The organism is Dyella sp. BiH032 (assembly GCF_031954525.1).
In the GTDB taxonomy this organism is placed as follows: Bacteria; Pseudomonadota; Gammaproteobacteria; order Xanthomonadales; family Rhodanobacteraceae; genus Dyella_D.
The window spans coordinates 862611-881191 of sequence record NZ_CP134867.1 but is presented as its reverse complement, the minus strand read 5'-3'; the positions used below and the strand labels follow the sequence as shown (position 1 = coordinate 881191).

Genomic DNA, 18581 nt, shown 5'->3' with positions numbered 1-18581 from the left:
CCGGTGGACTCAGGGCGGGGCCGAAGCGTTCTGGGGTGCGGCGGTGATCATGTAGCCGGTGCCGCGCACGGTGCGGATCAGGGGCGGCTGGCCGGTGCCGTCGATCTTGCGCCTGAGCCGGCCGATATGCACGTCGATCACGTTGGTGCCGGGGTCGAAATGAAAGCCCCACACGGCCTCGAAGATCATCGTGCGGGTCAGCACCTGGCCGGAATGGCGCATCAGGTACTCCAGCAGGCGGTACTCGGTGGGCTGCAGGGTCAGCGGCTGCCCGTGGCGAAAGGCCACGTGGCGCACCAGGTCCAGCTCCAGGTCGCCCACGCGCAGCCGTGTGTCATGCTGCGGCGGCTGGCCGCGGCGCAGCAGCACTTCCGCGCGTGCCGCCATCTCGTCGGGGGCGAAGGGCTTGGTGAGGTAGTCGTCGCCACCGGCACGCAGGCCGCGCACGCGATCGTCCACCTCGCTGAGCGCACTGATCATCAGCACCGGCGTATCGATCTTCTGCCGGCGCAGCGCCTCTACCACCTGGATGCCCTCCATGCCGGGGAGCATGCGATCGAGCGTGATCAGGTCATACGCCTGCGCGCTCGCGCGCGACAGGCCTTCGCGGCCGTCGGCGACCCATTCGGCGGTCATGCCGTGCACGCTCAGCTCCGCGACGATCTCGCGGGCGGTGACTTCGTCGTCTTCGATGACCAGCACGCGGGGCATGAATGGGACGTCCGGACGTCAGTGCTCGATGCGCAAAAACCGACGGCCCCAAGTGGGGCCGTCGACGATGGTAACGCTTCGATGGATCAGGCGGCGAAGAGGCCGCGCATCTTCTTCATCGCATTGGCCTCGACCTGGCGGATGCGCTCGGCGGAGACGCCGTACTCGTCGGCCAGGTCCTGCAGGGTCGCCTTGTCCTCGTTCAGCCAGCGGCGCTGGATGATGTCGCGCGAGCGGTCATCGAGCTTCTGCAGGGCCTCCGACAGGGTTTCCAGCTGATTGTCGGCCTGGTCCGCGTCGGCAATGTTGTCGTACGGGTCGGCGCCTTCATCGACCAGGAAGGCTTCCGGTGCCGGCTTGGCATCCTCGTCCGCGTCGGCCGGCGCCTCGAAGCCGACGTCGCGGCCGGAGAGGCGGGACTCCATCTCGCGCACCGTCGCTTCCGGCACGCCGAGGTCCTTCGCCACCATGCGCACCTCTTCGGCGTTCATCCAGCCCAGGCGCTTCTTGCTCTTGCGCAGGTTGAAGAACAACTTGCGCTGGGCCTTGGTGGTGGCGACCTTCACGATGCGCCAGTTACGCAGGATGAACTCGTGCATTTCGGCGCGAATCCAGTGCACCGCGAAGCTGACGAGGCGGACGCCCTGATCGGGGTCGAAGCGCTTCACGGCCTTCATCAGGCCGATGTTGCCTTCCTGGATGAGATCGCCCATCTGCAGCCCATAGCCGCTATACCCGCGGGCCACATGGACCACGAAGCGCAGGTGCGACATGACCAGCTTCCTGGCCGAGGCGAGGTCGTTCTCCTCGTTGTAGCGGCGCGACAGCGCCTGCTCCTCTTCCTGGGTAAGCACCGGGATCCGATGGACCGCCGAGATATAGGCATCCAGACTGCCGACGACGCTAGGAACCGGCAGGTTGGCGGTCACCAAAGCTTGAGACATGTATGGATCCTCCTGAGGTGGATTTCAGCTTAGCACTCCCACTGTGGGAGTGCTAAAGCGCCTGGGAGTTCCCAGTCGCCTTTATTGAACCGAATCGTACAGGAATGTCGGCCCATTGTCCAGGTCTGGGGATAGGCAAACGTAGAGGTTCCGGCCTCCAGACCCCGTGAACCAACGCGAGCAAAGCAAGCTTCGCGTAAGCATTACCCTACATTGCAAGGCGGCGACGACTGACAGACAACCTGGCGCGCAAAGGATTCCCATAAGCCGGCCCGGCAAGGGGGCGCCGGGTTTCGACCCGCGAGTCATCGGGTCCGCGGTCAGATAGCCCCTCATTTTCACCTGCCTTGAGGCGTGCCTTATGCGAATCGCAAAACTGTTGACCTTCGCCGTCGCCACGATCGCGGCGGGCCTTGCCGCCGGTACGGCGACGGCCAGCCCGAACTGCCCAGTCTGCCAGCAGGCTTACCTGAGTTGCGTCAATAAAGACCCTAATAATTCGGCCAATATCGCCGCATGCATGACCCAGTTCTCGCTCTGCCTGAGCTATTGCGGCGAGCCGGCAACGGCGGCTGCGCAGCGGGAATCATGGCTCGATGCCCGTAAATATCGCCCGGATCTTTCCACCACATCAATCGCTACCGCCCACCCCACGAGGCTGGCACCACTCGCCCCCTGATCTGCGACGTTGCCTCAAGGAGGCGCCTTCAGGGCGCCTTTCTTACAAACTCGCGCTGCTCAAGCGGCAAGCTCGCTGCGGGACGGCAGCGACCAGTCGATGGGAGCATGGCCGCGGGCCTCCAGATAGCGGTTGGCTGCGGAGAAATGGCCGCAGCCCAGAAAACCGCGATGCGCCGACAGCGGCGAAGGATGGACCGAACGCAGCACGCAGTGCCGGTGGCCATCGATCAGCTGCCCCTTGCGCTGGGCATAGGAACCCCACAGCAAAAACACCAGCCCTTCGCGCTCGCGGTTCAGCGCATCGATCGCCGCATCCGTGAAACCTTCCCAGCCCTTGCCCTGGTGGGAAGCGGCCAGGCCGCGTTCCACCGTCAGCACGGCGTTGAGCAGCAGCACACCCCGGTCGGCCCAGGGGGTAAGGCAACCGTGATCCGGCGGCGGGATGCCCAGATCGCGCTGGATCTCCTTGAAAATGTTCTGCAGCGACGGCGGCGGCGGAACGCCCGGGCGCACGGAAAAACACAACCCGTGCGCCTGGCCGGGCCCGTGATAAGGGTCCTGGCCCAGAATCACCACCCGCACCTTGTCGAACGGTGTGTGGTCGAACGCGGCGAAGATCTCGGGCCCCGGCGGATAAATGACCTTGCCGTGCTGCTTTTCAGCCCGCAGAAAAGCCGACAGCGCCTGCATCTCCGGCCGCTCCAGATAGGCGCCGATGCGCTCCTTCCACGAGGGTTCCAGCTTGACGCGGTTTTCGCTCATGCCGCCTCGTCGCGCTGGCGCAGATGCCGCGCCACGCGCAGCTGGAACAGGAGCTTGGTGATCAACAGCTTCTCCTCGATCGGCTTCTCGACCAGATCGTTGGCACCCGCCTTCAGCAAAGCCGCCTGGTTGGCGGGGTTTTCGTCCCCAGTCATGACCAGCACAGGGAGGCGCCCTTTGCCGTAGCCGTAATCACGCCGGATGCGCTCGAGCAGATCGCCACCGGTGAGTTCGCCCTTCAGGCTGACGTCGGTCAACACCACGTCGGCGCCCACCTGACCCTGGGCCTTGGCAGTGTCCAACCAGGCCAGCGCATCTTCGGCGCTGATCACGTGGCGTACGGTCAACCCGTACTTTTCCAGCATGCGCCGGGTGGCGAGCGCGACCACGCGGCTGTCCTCGACGTAGAGCACGTCGCCCTCTGCCGAGCTTTCGGGGCGAACATAGCCGCGGATGAACTCGGCCAGTGCCTGGAAACCCAGCGACTTGTCGAAATAGTCCGTGACGTGCTCGCCCAGCGCGCGCCGGTGCAAGCGGTCGTCCACGTCGCCGGACACCACCACGATGGGCACGTAGATCTGCGGCGCGGACTCGCGCACGTAGCGCGCCAGCTCCAGGCCGTCCATGTCGGGCAGCCGCAGCGCGATGGTGATGAAGTCGAACACCCCGCTGTCGAGCAGCTGGTGCGCTTCCGCCCCGTTGGCACAACCGACCACTTCGGCATCCGGCAACTCCGCCTGCAGCACGCGGGAAATCAACTGCCGGACCACCTTCGAACCGTCGACCACCAGCACGCGCGGAGCGGCGCTGACGACACGGCTACTGAAACCTTCACTCATTTGACCGATCCATCCACGCTTAGCGGCATCCTTGCCGAACCATCGATGGACGCCCCCTTGCGCCCCATGCATCCCGGCATCTTGCCCTGCCGATGCGGCGGTTGCCTGCGACCGGCGTCACTTCCGCAGCCGCGCCAGGAACCTACGCCGCCTTGCGCAGCTGCCAGGCGCTGACCACCCGCGCCCCCAGCCAGCCGAGCACGGCGGCGGCCAGCGGCACCGCGCTGAGCAGCCATATCGGCAGGGTGCCGATCTGCAGCTTGCCCTGATACACGTGACCGAGGCGTGTCATCGGCTCGGCCAGCGCTGTTTCGATCACCAGCGCGATGCCCGCCGCGAGCAGGCCGCTGAAGAGGCCGTACCAGATGCCCGCGTAAAGATAAGGGCGGCGCACGAATGCTCCGCTCGCGCCGATCAACATGAGTACGCCGATCTCCTCGCTGCGGCTGGCGATGTCCACGCGCACTGTGTTGCCCACCACCAGCAGGACCGCCAGCGCCAGCAGCACGGCAAGGATCAGCACGACACGATTGCCCACGCCCAGCAGCGCATCGAGGCGCTCGCGCCAGGTTCCGCTGTCCTGCACCAGCTCCACGCCCTGCATGCCGCGCAGGTCGGTCACCAGCCGCGCGACGTCATCGGCGCTCGAACCCGGCTTCGGCAGGACTTCGAGGGCATAAGGCAGCGGATTGCTGTCCAGCGTGCTCAGTGCGCCGGAGAACCCCTGCATCTTCGCCAGCTCATCCATGCCCTGCTGGGGGGTCTTCACCGTCACGGACGCCACGTCAGGCCGCTCGCGCAACTTAGTGGCGAGCATCTCCACGGACGGACCAGTCTGGCCCGTCTGCATGAAGACGGCGACGGCCTGGTTCTGGCCCAGCGCGTCGCCGAGTTTCTGCAGGTTGCCCAGCAACAGATAGAAGGTCAGCGGCAGCGCCAGCGCCAAGGCCATCACCGCCACCGTCAACAGCGTGCCGACCGGGCGCGACATCAGGCGGCGCAGGCTGGCGGCCGCGCTCCACGCGTGGTGTTCGCGCCAACCGGCCACCGGCCGCGGCTTGCTGCGCTCCACCCGTTGGGGCGGTTCGGCCACGATCGGGTTCTCGTGCGGAAAATCCGGCTGCACGGTCACAGCACCTCCTCCGCGGCGATGTCGGCCACCAGGCGGCCGTGGTCCAGCACCACCACGCGCTTGCGCATGCGCTTGATCAGCGGAAGGTCGTGGCTGGCGATCAATACGGTGGTGCCTACCTGCTGGAACTCGGCGAACAGCCCCATGATTTCAACGGCCAGCTGCGGATCGAGGTTGCCGGTCGGCTCGTCGGCGATCAGCAAGGTGGGCTTGGCCACGATCGCGCGGGCAATGCCGACGCGCTGCTGTTCACCGGTAGACAAGGTCGCCGGCAACTGCCGCTCGTAAGCCAGCAGGCCGACCTTCTCCAAGGCGGCGCGCACGCGCCGTCCGCGTTCCGCCGGCGCGATGCCCCCGATCACCAGTGGCAGTTCCACGTTGGCGAAGACGGTGCGATCCATCAACAGGCGATGGTCCTGGAAAACCATGCCGATGCGCCGCCGCAGCTTGGGAATGCCGCCGCGGCCGACCTTGGCGAGGTTCTGTCCGTCGAGCGTGATGCTGCCGTGCGACGGGCGCTCGATCAGGCCGAGCAGCTTCAGCAGCGTGCTCTTGCCCGCGCCCGAATGCCCGGTGACGAAGGCCATCTCGCCGGGCGCCACATGGAAGGTAAGCTGCGAGAGCGCCTCGTGGCCGCCCTCGTAGCGTTTGCTGACTTGGTCGAAGCGGATCACCGCGTATCCTCGATCCCTGATCCCGCACTGGCCGCAAGGATAAGGGATGAGCGCGCCAAAGCGATCCCCGGAAGGCCTGCCGCGGAGCGCTTGCGCACCCGCGGCGGCAGAGAGGTTCAGCGACCGGTGAACAAGCGGGCCAGGCGACGGAAGAAGCCCTGCTTCTTCGGCGTGCCCTCGGCCGCATGAACGGCGGTAGCGGCCACCTGACGGGACGGCCGCGCCCCAGCTTCGGAACCACCGCGCTCGCGAGAGGGACGATGGCCCTCTCGGGCACCGCGAGTACCCTCGGGCGCGGACACCGGCGACACGTTCGTCTCGACCGTCCCGGCACCTTCGCGCTTGCGCCCGCGACCGCCACGGCGGCGCCGACGCTTGTGCGGCCCATCCGCGCCTACGGCGACGTCGCCCTGAGCCGGCGCCGGCGGAGCGGCATCAGCGCCGGCCGCCTCGTGCCGCGCGGCGCCTTCGCGAGGCTTGCGCGGCTCACGAGGCTTGCCTTCGCCGCGCGAACGCTCGCCCGAACCATCGCGACGACGCGAACGGCCGGGGCCCCCTTCCTTCTTCTCACGGCTCTCGACCTTGTCGCCGAAGGCCGCGCTATCGGCCGCGGCGTCGGCGACGAACTGGGCATCGACTTCGCGCGGCTTCGGCATCACCAGCATGTCCGGCTCGATCGCGGCGACCGGAATGCGCTGGCCGATGTAGGTCTCGATGTCCGGCAGCGACATCGCATAGAGGTCGCAGGCGAAGCTGATCGCATCGCCCTCTGCCCCCAGGCGCGCTGTACGACCGATGCGGTGGACGTAGTCTTCCGCGTCCTGCGGCAGGTCGTAGTTGAAGACGTGGCTCACCGCGGGAATGTGCAGGCCGCGCGCGGCCACGTCGGTACACACCAGGATGTCGAGCTGGCCGTCCTGGAAGCGCTGCAACAGCTTCTGGCGCTTGAGCTGCGGCACGTCGCCGGACAGCGCGCCGACGCGGTAACCCTGGCGCTTCACCCGCTCGGTCACGCGCTCGGCCGCCATCTTGGTGTTGACGAAGATGATGCTGCGGCTCGGGTTGGTGCGCTCGAGCAGATTGAGCAGCAGCGGCATCTTCTCCTCCTTGGAGGGGAAGTACACCTGCTGGCGCACGCGGTCGGCAGTGACGTTCTCGGTCTCCACGACCAGCTTCTCGGCGTCGTGCATGTGCTCATAGGCCAGCTCCAGGACGCGGTGGCTGAGCGTCGCGGAGAACAGCAGCACCTGGCGCTGCTCGCGGGCCGGCAGGCGACGGAAGATGAAGCGCACGTCCTTGATGAAGCCGAGGTCGAACATGCGGTCGGCCTCGTCGATCACCATGACCTCGACGCCGTTGAAGCCGAAGACGTGCTGCTTGTAGTAGTCGAGCAGGCGGCCAGGCGTGGCGATGATGATGTCGCAGCCGTCGTGCAGCTGCTGGCGCTGCTTGTCGTAATCCACGCCGCCGTAGATCAGCGCGGTCTTCAGGCCGGTATGGCGGCCGATGTTGCGCGCGTCCTTGTCGATCTGGATGGCCAGCTCGCGGGTCGGCGCGATCACCAGGGCGCGCGGGTCACTGTCCTTGCGCTCGGCCACGGCCGGGCGGGTCAGCAGGCGGTTCATCAGGGCCACCAGGAAGGCGCAGGTCTTGCCGGTGCCGGTCTGTGCCTGGCCGGCGACGTCGCGCCCGGTGAGCGCCACGGGCAGGGTCAGGGCCTGGATCGGCGTACAGCGGGTGAAGCCCGCCTCGTCGAGGCCCTTCTGCAGCAGCGGATGGAGTTCAAAATTGGTGAAAAAGGTATCGGTAAGAACGGTTTGGGACATTGATGTCAGTCAGCGGTGAGGCGCTCGCGAACGACGCGCCCTGTCCCCATGGCAGTCGGAAGCCCGGGACGGGTTGGGAAGCGGCGCTGGCCAGGGCGATGGATTGGCCGGGCAGCGGCGAGGGCGCGGTTATGCGTGCGCCTCGCGACTGGCGCCGAGGTGGCGGGCTCAGGCAACCGGCAGTCCCGCTGACATAGGTAAAGAGGCTTACCGGCCCCTTTGCCTATATCAACGGAACTGCCGCGATGGCAGCCCTTGAATCGCTTGAATCGTGCCCTGAGTTACGCTGGAATGGAGGTCTGCCGCAACGGCACACTTCCTTTTTCCGGTCCGACCCGCGCTTCATGGGCGCCCAAGTGTAGCCGATGCTGGCCGCGCGGTCGTCAAACCATCCCCCGCCTGTTATCGGAGACCCCGGTGAGCGACCTGATTACCCACGTGAGCGACGACGCCTTCCAGAAGGAAGTGCTGGAGTCGGATACCCCTGTACTGCTGGACTTCTGGGCGGAGTGGTGCGGCCCCTGCAAGGCGATCGCCCCGGCCCTGAACGAGCTGGCCGAGGAGTACAAAGGCAAGCTGCGGATCGTCAAGCTCAATATCGACCATAACCAGAAGACGCCCCGCGACTTCGGCGTTCGCGGCATCCCCACCCTGATGGTGTTCAAGAACGGCAAGGTGGAAGCCACCCAGATCGGCGCCGTCAGCAAAGGCCAGCTGAAGCAGCTGATCGAAAAGACCATCTGAAACTCCCTCACCCGCCGCCCCGCTTTACGGCGTCGCGCGGCGGGTGTTAGATTCCCCCGGCCTGTCGGGACTTTCGTCCCCCGCGCCCTCCGCGCCCCGCGCGCACCCTTCCCTCCTGTGATCAACGGCGCCCCGTGAGGTTTGCCCGTGTCTGATATCGAAAGCCAAGACCACAACGACGCCAAGAGCGCCGAAGCCAAGACTGTGTCCGAAACGCCCCGCACCCGCGCGCCGCGCAAGTCCGCAGCCGCTGCGGCCGCCGCGGCCGAGGGCGCGCCTCGCGCAGAGAAATCTGCGGGCGAAGCACCTGCGGCACCGCCGCCGGTGCAGGCCAGCCTCCCGGTCGATCCTGCTCCCTCCTTCCACGGCGATGCCGTGCCCCGCGATGGCGCGCCGCAGCAGGCGCGCGAGGGCGGCCAGCCCCAGCAGCAGGGCGGCCAGAATCCGAACAATGACCGCCGCAACGACCGCAACGACCGTGGCCGTCGGCGACGCCACGAGCGCAATCAGCAGCGCGGCCCGGGTGGCCAGGGCGGCCAGGGCGGCGGCCAGCAGCATCCGCGCAACAACAACGGCCTGCCGGTGGACGACGAGTTCGCCGATGCCGGCAGCAACGACCGCCTGATCAACCTGACCGAGCTCAAGCGCAAGAACGCGATCCAGCTGCTGGAATTCGCCGAGTCGCTCGGCATCCAGGAAGGCGTCGCCCGCGCCCGCAAGCAGGACGTGATCTTCAACATCCTCAAAGCCCATGCCCGCTCCGGCGGCGGCATCTGGGCGGAAGGCGTGCTGGAGATACTGCAGGACGGCTTCGGCTTCCTGCGCTCCGCCGACGAGTCCTACCTGGCCGGCCCGGACGACATTTATGTCTCCCCCAGCCAGATCCGCCGCTTCAACCTGCGCACCGGCGACTACATCACCGGACGCGTGCGGCATCCGAAGGAAGGCGAGCGTTACTTCGCGCTGCTCAAGGTCGACGACATCAACGGCGATCCGCCGGAGGCGTCGAAGAACAAGATGCTGTTCGAGAACCTCACGCCGCTGTTCCCGCGCAAGGCGTTCCACCTGGAGCGCGGCAACGGCTCGACCGAGGACATCACCGGCCGCATCCTCGACCTGGTAGCTCCGATCGGCCGCGGCCAGCGCGGCCTGATCGTCTCCCAGCCGAAGGCCGGTAAGACGATGATGTTGCAGAACGTCGCGCAGGCCATCCAGTACAACCACCCGGACGTGCACCTGATCATGCTGATGATCGATGAGCGCCCGGAGGAAGTGACCGAGATCGCCCGCACCGTGCGTGCCGAGGTCATCAGCTCCACCTTCGACGAGCCGGCCGCGCGCCACGTGCAGGTCGCCGAAATGGTGATCGAGCGTGCCAAGCGCCTGGTGGAGCACAAGCGGGACGTCGTGATCCTGCTCGACTCCATCACCCGCCTCGCCCGCGCCTACAACACCGTGGTGCCCAGCTCCGGCAAGGTGCTCACCGGTGGCGTGGACGCCAACGCGCTGCAACGCCCGAAGCGCTTTTTCGGCGCGGCCCGCAACGTGGAGGAAGGCGGTTCGCTCACCATCATCGCCACCGCGCTGATCGATACCGGCAGCAAGATGGACGAGGTGATCTACGAGGAATTCAAGGGCACCGGCAACATGGAGGTGCACCTCAACCGCCGGATCTCCGAGAAGCGCGTCTACCCGTCCATCGACATCAATCGCTCCGGCACCCGCCGCGAGGACCTGCTGATCGAACCGGACATGCTTTCCAAGATCTGGATCCTGCGCAAGCTGCTGCACCCCATGGACGAACTGGCCGCCATGGAGTTCATGCTGGACAAGATGAAGAACACGAAGACCAACGACGAGTTCTTCAATTCCATGAAGCGCTGACCGCTCCCTCCAGGGCGTTCTTTCCGAAGGCCGGCCCAGCGCCGGCCTTCGCTTTTACTTAGCCGGCGATCCCTGGCCCTCCACTCCCGGCCTCAAGTACTGGCCCTCCACCTTCGGCCGATCCCCGGCCCGCTGTTTCACCCGGGGCCTGCCTGCTAGCATGCGTCACAGTCCGTTAACCTTGTTACGTATGCGCATACTGCTTGTGGAAGACGATCCGCTGGTCGCCGACGGCATTGTCCGGGGCCTCACCGGCGAAGGCTATGTGGTGGACCATGTGGCTACCGCCGAGCCGGTCTCCGGCATGATGGACAGCGCTCACTACGACCTGGCCATCATTGACCTCGGCCTGCCTGGCGAGGACGGCCTCAGCTTGGTGCGCCGCCTGCGCCGCTCCGGCCAGGGCCTGCCGCTGCTGATCGTCACCGCGCGCGACGGCCTGGACGACCGCGTCAGCACGCTGGATCTCGGCGCGGACGACTACCTGGTCAAGCCTTTCGCCCTGCCGGAACTGGCCGCCCGCTGCCGGGCGCTGATCCGCCGCGCCAGCGCGGCCAGCGCCAATGAGCTCACGATCGGTCGCCTGCGCATCGACCTCGCCGGCCGCCGTGCGATCAATGCCGCCGGCGAAGCGCTCGAACTGACTCGCCGCGAGTGGTCCATCCTGGAATGCCTGGCGCACCACAGCGGCAAGGTCGTCAGCAAGGAACGCCTCACCCAGGCGATCGCCGGGTGGAGCGAGGACATCTCCGGCAACGCGATCGAAGTGCACATCTCGCGCCTGCGCAGCAAGCTGGGCGACTCGGCCTCGATCCGCGGCATCCGCGGGCTCGGCTACCGGCTCGAGGACGGCTGACATCAAGCCGCTGCGCCCGAGCGTCCGCCGCCGCCTGCTGGGCTATCTGCTGGCTCCGCTCGCGGTGATGCTGGTCGCCGGCGTGGCCATCGACCACCACTCCATCGTCAGCCCGATCTACGCCGCCTTCGACCGCTCGCTGTCGCGCGCAGTGCTCGCCATCGCAGCGCAGATCCACCGCCAGCCCGGCGGGCAGTTCGACATCATGCTGCCGGATCATCCGCCGCCGCCATTACGCGCACTGCCGGAAGAGCGGTTCTTCTACCGGGTGAGCAACGCCCAGGGCGCGACCTACGCGGGCTCACCCGACCTGCCGGTCGCTCCCGCGCAGCCGGGCGATGAATTCGCCTACCAGGACGTGACCTATCGCGGCATGGCCGTGCGACTGGTGAGCTATCGCGTGATCGAAGGCGGCGAGCCGTTGATCATCACTGTCGGCGAAACGCCGCACCGCCGTGACATGGCGGTGCATCACATGGACGTGTCATTCGGCATCAACGACAGCATCCAGATGCTGCTCGTCTTCGGCATCGCGTTGTTCGGCATCAGCATCGCCCTGCGCCCGCTGCAGCGACTCCGCGACCAGATCGCCAACCGCCCTTCGCACAACCTCACGCCGCTGCCGACCGACAACGTGCCGGGCGAAGTCCTGCCTTTGGTGGAATCGCTCAACACGCTGCTGGCGACGGTGCGGGAATCGGCGCTGTCGCAACAGCATTTCCTCGCCAATGCCGCGCACCAGTTGCGCACTCCACTGACCGGCGTGAAAGCGCAGCTGGAAGTCCTCGCGCGCGATACCGCCGGCACGCCACTGCAGGAGCGCATCGAGCGGCTCCATGGCGGCATCGACCGCCTGGCCCATACAGCCAACCAGCTGCTGGCGCTCGCGCGCGCCGAACCCTCCGCACACGGCTCCAGCCGCTTCCTGCCGGTCGACCTGTCCAAGCTCGTCGCCCAGGTGGTGGGAGCCTCGCTCGACCGTGCACTGGCCCATGACATCGATCTGGGCGCGGAATGCCAGCCTGCCCGCGTGACCGGCGTGTATTGGGTGCTGCACGAGCTGCTGATGAACCTGGTGGACAACGCCATTCGCCATACCCCCCCCGAAGGCCACATCACGCTCCGCTGCGGCATCGAGGAGGGGCACCCTTTCCTCGAGGTCGACGACACCGGCAGCGGGATTCCCCCGGAAGAAAGGGAGAAGGTGAAAGAGCGCTTCTACCGCGGCGCCAACAGCGACGGCGAAAGCTGCGGCCTGGGACTCGCCATCGTGGAGGAATCGGCCCGGGCCCACGGCGCCACCTTCAGCATTCTCGATGGCCGTTGCGGCCGCGGCGTCCGAATGCGCATCGATTTTCCCGGCGCCGCCACGGATACCGGCCGGGCGCCGCAAAGCGCCTGAAACGCGGCACTTTGAAAATCGGGCGGGCAGCCCCACAGTGGTGCGATTGCCGCGAAGGAGCCGAACGTGTCCATACCCAGTGCCGTCAAGAGCACGCCCATTGGCGACCGCCAGCAGCTGGCCGACTACCTGGCCGCTGGCGAGAAGCCCCGCGATGCCTGGCGCATCGGTACCGAGCACGAGAAGTTCGGCTTCCTCACCGACAGCCTTCGCCCGCCCACCTTCGACGGCGACCGCGGCATCCGCGTGCTGCTGGAGCGGCTGGCCGAGCGCTATGGCTGGGACATCGCTCGGGAAGGCGACAACCCGGTCGCCCTGTCGCGCGACAAGGCGTCCATCACGCTGGAACCGGCCGGTCAGCTCGAACTCTCCGGCGCGCCGCTGGAGAACATCCACCAGACCTGTTGCGAGGTGAACAAGCACCTCGAGGAAGTACGCTCCATCGCCGACGACCTCGGCATCGGCTTCCTCGGCATGGGCTTCCAGCCCAAGTGGCGCCGCGACGAGATGCCGTGGATGCCGAAGGGCCGCTACAAGATCATGCGCGAGTACATGCCGAAAGTCGGCTCGCTCGGCCTGGACATGATGACGCGCACCTGCACCGTGCAGGTCAACCTCGACTTCTCCAGTGAGGCCGACATGGTGCGCAAGTTCCGCACCAGCCTCGCGTTGCAGCCGGTAGCCACGGCGCTGTTCGCCGATTCGCCGTTCACCGAGGGTCGCCCGAACGGCTACCTCTCCTACCGCTCGAACGTGTGGACCGACACCGATCCGCACCGTACCGGCATGCTCGACTTCGTCTTCGACCAGAGTTTCGGCTACGAACGCTACGTCGATTACATTCTCGACGTGCCGATGTACTTCAGCTACCAGGACGGCCGCTACATCGACCTGGCGGGCCAGGACTTCAAGCGCTTCCTGCGTGGCGAACTGCCGTCGCTGCCGGGTGTTCGCGCGACCATGAAGGACTGGGCCGACCATCTCACCACCGCCTTCCCCGAAGTGCGGCTCAAGCAGTACCTGGAAATGCGCGGCGCCGACGGCGGCCCCTGGAACCGTCTCTGCGCATTGCCCGCGCTGTGGGTCGGCCTGCTCTACGACGACGATGCGCTCGCAGCCGCCTGGGACCTGGTCAAGGACTTCACCCGCGAGGAACGCCATGCGCTGCGCGACGGCGTGCCGAAGCAGGCGCTCAAGTTGCCGTTCCGCGGACACTCCGTGCGCGAGCTGGCCGCCGAAACGCTGAAGATCGCGGCACATGGCCTCAAGCGCCGTGCGCAGCTCAACCGCAACGGCGCTGACGAAAGCATCTACCTGGAACCGTTGATCGAAATCGTGGAAGCCAATCAGACACCGGCCGAGCGCAAGCTCGAGCTGTTCCACGGCCCATGGCACGGCAGCGTGGACCCGGTGTTCCGCGAGTTCGCCTATTGAGCGCACAGGGCGCGGCCGGCGCCGCGCCCTGTGCCGTGCCTCAATCCCGCGTGCGGATGCCCAGGCGACGCGCCAGCAGCGTGTCGAGGCTGGCCTTGCCGGGGCCAGCCATGAGCAGCCAGAAGAAGATCAGGATGTAGGTGAGCTCAGAACTCTCGACGTACTCGTCGAGCCCGGTGAGGTCGCGCGACACCACCAGGATCAGCGCGACCGCCATATTGATGATCATCGGCACGCACACCACGCGCGTCAGCAGGCCCAGGATCAACAGCGCGCCGCCGACGAGATCCGTCCAGGCGGAAAGCGTGGCACTGAACCATGGAAACGGAATGCCCCAGCCGGCGAAACGTTCGGCGAAGCCGTCCACGTGCTGCACCTTGGCCAGGCCGGTCTCCAGCCAGAAGTAGCCGAAGACCACCCGCAGCACCAACGGCCCCAGCCAGCGGCTGGCATACAGCGCATCGAGCAGGCGCGAGGCCCGCGTGGCAATGAACTCTCGCATCGTGCTTGTCCTTCGAGGAATGAGGGCGGCATATTCGGCCCGGCCATGCGCTGTTCGCCATGCCCGGGCGTCCACGCTTTCTTGCTCGCGGTCCGGCTTCCTGGTGCGGCACCGGAACCCGGACGATCGGGCATGAACGCCGGATGCGCGGGTGCAGTTGCGCAGGCCATCCGTTTCGACAATGGCCACCGTCGAGACCGACCCGCGCCCATGGCGCACGGGCTGGACGCAATCGCCGCGGACGCGGCTTCCATCTGAGAGGACATAGCAATGAAGAAGACTTTCCAGAGCGGTGCGATGGCGGCGATGGTCGCGGGCCTGTTCGCCATGACCGCAGCTTCCGGCGCGATGGCCGCCGACCATGCCGCCAAGGGCGACAAGGCCGAAGTGAAGTGTATGAACTCCTCGGCGTGCAAGGGTCACGGCGCCTGCAAGCAGGCCAGCAACGCCTGCAAGGGCCAGAACGCCTGCAAGGGCCAGGGCTTCACCATGCAGAAGAGCCAGCAGGACTGCGAAAAGGCCCAGGCCGAAGCCAAGGCCTGACCGACCGGCGGGGCCGCGCCATCCCACGGCCCCGCCTTCCAAGCCGAGAGGAGCCCACGATGAACGCCGCTCAAGCTCGTCCGCTGGAGAACGCCATGCCCTACCTGGGCTATGGTCTTGGCCTGCGCGTGGAGCATTACCAGGAACTGCTCGAACAGCCGCAGGGCGTCGACTGGCTGGAGATCATCTCGGAGAACTACATGGTGCCCGGCGGTCTTCCGCTGGTCTGGCTCGAACGCTTCCGCCAGCGCTTCCCGCTGGCCATGCATGGGGTATCCCTGTCCATCGGCAGCACCGACCCGCTGGACCAGGGTTATCTCGCGCGCCTGGATGCGCTCGCGCGGCACATCGAGCCGGCCTGGGTGTCGGACCATCTCTGCTGGACCGGCGTCCAGGGCGTGAATCTGCACGACCTGATGCCGCTTCCCTACACCGAAGAGGCGCTGGAGCATGTCGCCGCCCGCGTGCGGGAGGTGCAGGATCGCCTGCGCCGCCGCATCCTGCTCGAAAACGTGTCCAGCTATATCCGCTACGCCGACTCGCAGCTGGAGGAATGGGAGTTCCTCGCGGAAGTCGCCAGGCGGGCGGATTGCCTGATCCTTCTGGATATCAACAACATCTACGTCAGCGCCTGCAACCACGGCTTCGATCCGCAGCGCTATCTCGACGGCGTGCCCGCGGACCGGGTGCAGCAGTTCCACCTGGCCGGCCACGAACAGGGCGAAAGGCTGATCGTGGATACCCACGATGCCCCGGTGCCATCGCCCGTATGGAGCCTCTACCAGGCTGCCGTGCGCCGTTTCGGCGCGGTCTCCACCATGATCGAGCGCGATGACCGCATTCCCCCATTGGCCGAACTGCTCGACGAACTCGGCGAAGCGCGCCGTCTGGCCGCGCCGCTGCTGAGGGCCGCGGCGTGAACTTGGCTGCACTGCAACAGCGGGTTCAGGAGGCGGTGATGACTTCCGCCGCGACTGCGCCGTCCGAATTGGTGGGCGACGAACGCGCCGACGCGCGCAGCCGGCTCGCGATTTACCGGCATGGCTACCGCGCACGGCTGCGCGAAGCCTTGTCCGGTGAATTTCCCGCACTCGCCCGGCTGGCCGGACGGCGCTTCGCGTCCCTGCTCGACCGTTACATCGAGGCATGCCCCTCCGAGCACTACAACCTCCGCTGGTATGGCGCCGGGCTTGCCGCCTTCCTCCGCTATGCGCTGCCCTGGCGCGATCGTCCGGCCCTGGCCGAGGCCGCGGCCCTGGACTGGGCGATCTCCACGTGTTTCGACGCGGCCGACGAACCGGCGGTAAGCGCCGCCTCCCTGGCCGGCATCGATCCGCAGGACTGGGCCCGGCTGCGGCTGCATCCGCCGCGGCATCTGCAGTGGCTGGCGGCCAGCAGCAACGTCGATGCGTTCCGCGCCGCCTCCGATCGGAGCCTGGCCCGGCCCCGCCTGCGCCGGTACGCCGAGCCGCGCCCGCTGATTGTCTGGCGCGAGGCCACGACCGTGCGCTACCGAGCGCTCGGTCCGGACGAGTACGCCCTCCTCACCGCGGCGGCGGACGGCACCGCCTTTGCCGAACTGTGCGAGCTGGCGGCGACGCGCTGGCCCCCGGACCTGGCCATATCCCGCCTGTCCGAGTTCCTGCACGGCTGGGTGGGGGCAGGCTTGATCGGCGCGTTGAGCCTGGCGGAGGCGGAGGGCGTTCCTTCCGGCGCCCGACGATCAGATTTCTCCGGGTAACCATCCCGGTCCCCACGACGAACTTCAGGCGGACCTTCACGAAAAGGAACGCCCATGTCCGCCCTGGCCAGCCACACCGCAACGCCTTGTCCGGTCGCGCCCGCCCTGGAGGCGCTCCTGCTGCAGTCCAACCTGCGCGTCGACATCGTCGCGGAACTGCAGTACTGCGGCTCCTGGTTCCTCGACGAGCCGCGCTACGAGTGCGGCCTGTTCCACCTCGTCGGCGAAGGGGCCTGCCGCGTGGAAAGCCGCGCTATCGCGCAGCCGCTGGAACTGGAGGCAGGCGACCTGGTCGTCCTGCCGCATGGCGATCCGCACTGCCTGCTTCCAACGGCCGCGGCCTGCACCGACGAGGGCACCAGCCTGATCTGCGGTGAACTGCATTTCCCCGCGCATGCCCGCCACCCGCTCAGCCATGCACTGCCCGCCTGTTTCACGGTGCGGTCTCGCGACGCGGGAGGCACCTTCCGCCAGCTCGCCTCGATGATGGTCGAGGTGTCGCAGTCCCGGCAGGCCGGCCGTCAGGTCCTGCTGAACAAGCTGGCCGATACGCTGTTCGCGCTGGCCGTCTGCGATTACGCCAGCCGTGCGGCCGACCGCCACGGCCTGTTCGCCGCCATGGCGGACACGCGCATCTGCAAGGTGCTGCATGCCGTGCACGAAGCGCCGGGCGACGCCTGGACGATGCAGTCGATGGCGGCGCTGGCCTGCATGTCGCGCTCCGCGTTCGCCGAGCGCTTCACGCAGCTGATGCGCATGCCTCCCATGCAATACGTGACGCAATGGAGGGTCAGCGTGGCCGAGAAAATGCTGCGCGAACGGAAGCTGTCGGTAGCCTCGATCGCCGAACGCCTCGGCTACGGCAGCGAAGCCGCGTTCCGACGCCTCTACAAGCGTGTCAGCGGCAGCAGCCCCGGCCGCGTACGTGCGGCGGGAGAAGCCGCGTGACGCCATGGCGGGCCGCGGCAGCCAGCTTGCTCCTGCTCTTCGCCCCAGCGGTCTGGGCCACCGAGCACTGTGGGGGAGCGACCGCGTGGCAAGTACTCGGCAGCGGAGGCCCGGAGCTGAATGGGCGCGCCCAGAGCGGGCACGTACTCTGGCTGGACGGCAAGGCGCGAGCCTTGTTCGATGCGGGCGCCGGAACGGCGGTGGCTTTCGGCAAAGAGGGCGGAAGGATCGAAGACCTCCATGTGATTGCGCTCTCGCATCTGCACAGCGATCACAGCGCGGATCTTCCCGCCTATTTGAAGGCCGGCGTGTTCGGCGAGCGCGAAGCCCCGCTGCCCATCTTCGGCCCGCCCGCCGGTGGCGGCTTTCCCTCGCTGGACGATTGGCTGGCCGCACTGATCGGAGCCGAGCGATCGGCGTACCCCTATCTCGGCGGTTTCTTGCATCCGGACGGCGCGCCTTTCCGGATCGTGCCCACCACGCTGTCGCTGCGACGTGGAGAGATCACCAAGGTGTTCGATGACGGCACGACCCGCTTGCTGGCGACACCCGTGCGGCACGGACCGGTACCGGCACTGGCGTGGCAAGTGGAGGCCGGCGGCCATGCCGTGGTCTACCTGGGCGACACCGATGCGCGCGAGCCGGCCCTGACGGGACTGGCCAAAGATGCTGACCTCCTGGTCGCCAACCTCGCCATCCCCGAAGACAGTGACGACGAGGTGGCCAATGCCCTGCACGCACCGCCATCGCGCATCGCCAGGCTGGCTGCGCAGGCCGGCGTGCGGCGCCTGCTGCTGTCCCACTTGATGCGACGCTCGGAACAGGATCTGCCGCATGCGCTCCGCGTCATTGCCGGCATTTATGCCGGACCGGTCGATGTGGCCTACGACGGACAATGTCTGCGATTGGATGCGCGCCTCAACGCATCCGATACCCGACACACGCCATGAACCATCCA

Annotated in this window: 19 protein-coding genes; 11 read left to right on the top strand and 8 right to left on the bottom strand. The window is 67.1% G+C overall.

Features of this window, described 5'->3' with window-relative positions; translation table 11 throughout:
* Window positions 1-9: 9 nt before the first annotated feature.
* Both RKE25_RS03870 and rpoH read right to left on the bottom strand, forming a co-directional pair.
* Window positions 10-711 carry a response regulator transcription factor gene (locus RKE25_RS03870; RefSeq protein ID WP_311840949.1) on the bottom strand — a complete coding sequence of 234 codons (702 nt, stop codon included), beginning with the start codon at window positions 709-711 and terminating at the stop codon, window positions 10-12.
* A gap of 86 nt (window positions 712-797) precedes the next feature.
* Window positions 798-1655: an RNA polymerase sigma factor RpoH gene (gene rpoH, locus RKE25_RS03865; RefSeq protein ID WP_311840948.1), complete on the bottom strand. Its 858-nt coding sequence runs from the start codon at window positions 1653-1655 to the stop codon at window positions 798-800.
* A 361-nt stretch (window positions 1656-2016) separates the two neighbouring features.
* On the opposite strand from rpoH, the gene RKE25_RS03860 reads away from it, so the two are divergent.
* A complete protein-coding gene (locus RKE25_RS03860; RefSeq protein ID WP_311840947.1) occupies window positions 2017-2334 on the top strand; it encodes a hypothetical protein in 318 nt (105 codons plus the stop codon).
* A gap of 59 nt (window positions 2335-2393) precedes the next feature.
* Here RKE25_RS03860 and ung read toward each other — a convergent pair whose 3' ends face one another.
* The 5 genes from ung to RKE25_RS03835 all read right to left on the bottom strand — a co-directional run bounded on the left by ung (window position 2394) and on the right by RKE25_RS03835 (window position 7569).
* A complete protein-coding gene (gene ung, locus RKE25_RS03855) occupies window positions 2394-3098 on the bottom strand; it encodes a uracil-DNA glycosylase (RefSeq protein ID WP_311840946.1) in 705 nt (234 codons plus the stop codon).
* Complete coding sequence (locus RKE25_RS03850; protein WP_311840945.1) at window positions 3095-3937, bottom strand: response regulator; 843 nt, start codon at window positions 3935-3937, stop codon at window positions 3095-3097. The genes ung and RKE25_RS03850 overlap by 4 nt, the downstream gene beginning before the upstream one ends.
* A 142-nt stretch (window positions 3938-4079) precedes the next feature.
* Window positions 4080-5033, bottom strand: a complete 954-nt coding sequence (gene ftsX / locus RKE25_RS03845) for a permease-like cell division protein FtsX (protein WP_311842322.1) — start codon at window positions 5031-5033, stop codon at window positions 4080-4082.
* A 32-nt stretch (window positions 5034-5065) separates the two neighbouring features.
* Window positions 5066-5743, bottom strand: a complete 678-nt coding sequence (gene ftsE, locus RKE25_RS03840) for a cell division ATP-binding protein FtsE (RefSeq protein WP_311840944.1) — start codon at window positions 5741-5743, stop codon at window positions 5066-5068.
* 116 nt (window positions 5744-5859) lie between these two features.
* Window positions 5860-7569 carry a DEAD/DEAH box helicase gene (locus tag RKE25_RS03835; protein ID WP_311840943.1) on the bottom strand — a complete coding sequence of 570 codons (1710 nt, stop codon included), beginning with the start codon at window positions 7567-7569 and terminating at the stop codon, window positions 5860-5862.
* 417 nt (window positions 7570-7986) lie between these two features.
* On the opposite strand from RKE25_RS03835, the gene trxA reads away from it, so the two are divergent.
* The 5 genes from trxA (at window position 7987) to RKE25_RS03810 (ending at window position 13889) form a co-directional block, all read left to right on the top strand.
* On the top strand, window positions 7987-8313 hold the full coding sequence (gene trxA, locus RKE25_RS03830) for a thioredoxin TrxA (protein WP_311840942.1): 327 nt from the start codon (window positions 7987-7989) through the stop codon (window positions 8311-8313).
* Window positions 8314-8460: 147 nt separating this feature from the next.
* A complete protein-coding gene (gene rho / locus RKE25_RS03825; protein ID WP_311840941.1) occupies window positions 8461-10197 on the top strand; it encodes a transcription termination factor Rho in 1737 nt (578 codons plus the stop codon).
* 190 nt (window positions 10198-10387) lie between these two features.
* Window positions 10388-11053, top strand: coding sequence for a response regulator (locus tag RKE25_RS03820; RefSeq protein ID WP_311840940.1), 666 nt, complete (start codon window positions 10388-10390; stop codon window positions 11051-11053).
* A gap of 67 nt (window positions 11054-11120) precedes the next feature.
* A complete protein-coding gene (locus tag RKE25_RS03815; protein WP_311842321.1) occupies window positions 11121-12455 on the top strand; it encodes a sensor histidine kinase in 1335 nt (444 codons plus the stop codon).
* A gap of 66 nt (window positions 12456-12521) precedes the next feature.
* Window positions 12522-13889 carry a glutamate--cysteine ligase gene (locus RKE25_RS03810; RefSeq protein ID WP_311840939.1) on the top strand — a complete coding sequence of 456 codons (1368 nt, stop codon included), beginning with the start codon at window positions 12522-12524 and terminating at the stop codon, window positions 13887-13889.
* Between the two features lie 40 nt (window positions 13890-13929).
* Here the strand turns inward: RKE25_RS03810 and RKE25_RS03805 are convergent, their stop codons facing one another.
* Window positions 13930-14391 (bottom strand): DoxX family protein, encoded by a 462-nt coding sequence (locus RKE25_RS03805; RefSeq protein ID WP_311840938.1) that lies wholly within the window; start codon window positions 14389-14391, stop codon window positions 13930-13932.
* Window positions 14392-14661: 270 nt separating this feature from the next.
* Between RKE25_RS03805 and RKE25_RS03800 the strand changes: the two genes are divergently transcribed.
* From RKE25_RS03800 to RKE25_RS03780, 5 genes are read left to right on the top strand one after another with little or no spacing between them, the layout of a single operon-like run.
* Window positions 14662-14934, top strand: a complete 273-nt coding sequence (locus tag RKE25_RS03800; RefSeq protein ID WP_311840937.1) for a hypothetical protein — start codon at window positions 14662-14664, stop codon at window positions 14932-14934.
* Between the two features lie 59 nt (window positions 14935-14993).
* Window positions 14994-15854: a DUF692 domain-containing protein gene (locus RKE25_RS03795; RefSeq protein ID WP_311840936.1), complete on the top strand. Its 861-nt coding sequence runs from the start codon at window positions 14994-14996 to the stop codon at window positions 15852-15854.
* Between the two features lie 38 nt (window positions 15855-15892).
* Window positions 15893-16675, top strand: coding sequence for a DNA-binding domain-containing protein (locus RKE25_RS03790; protein WP_311840935.1), 783 nt, complete (start codon window positions 15893-15895; stop codon window positions 16673-16675).
* Between the two features lie 54 nt (window positions 16676-16729).
* The gene (locus tag RKE25_RS03785; RefSeq protein ID WP_311840934.1) at window positions 16730-17623 is read left to right on the top strand and encodes an AraC family transcriptional regulator; all 894 of its coding nucleotides are present in this window, start codon (window positions 16730-16732) and stop codon (window positions 17621-17623) included.
* Window positions 17620-18573: an MBL fold metallo-hydrolase gene (locus tag RKE25_RS03780; RefSeq protein WP_311840933.1), complete on the top strand. Its 954-nt coding sequence runs from the start codon at window positions 17620-17622 to the stop codon at window positions 18571-18573. Before RKE25_RS03785 ends, RKE25_RS03780 begins: the two co-directional genes overlap by 4 nt.
* Window positions 18574-18581 lie beyond the last annotated feature (8 nt).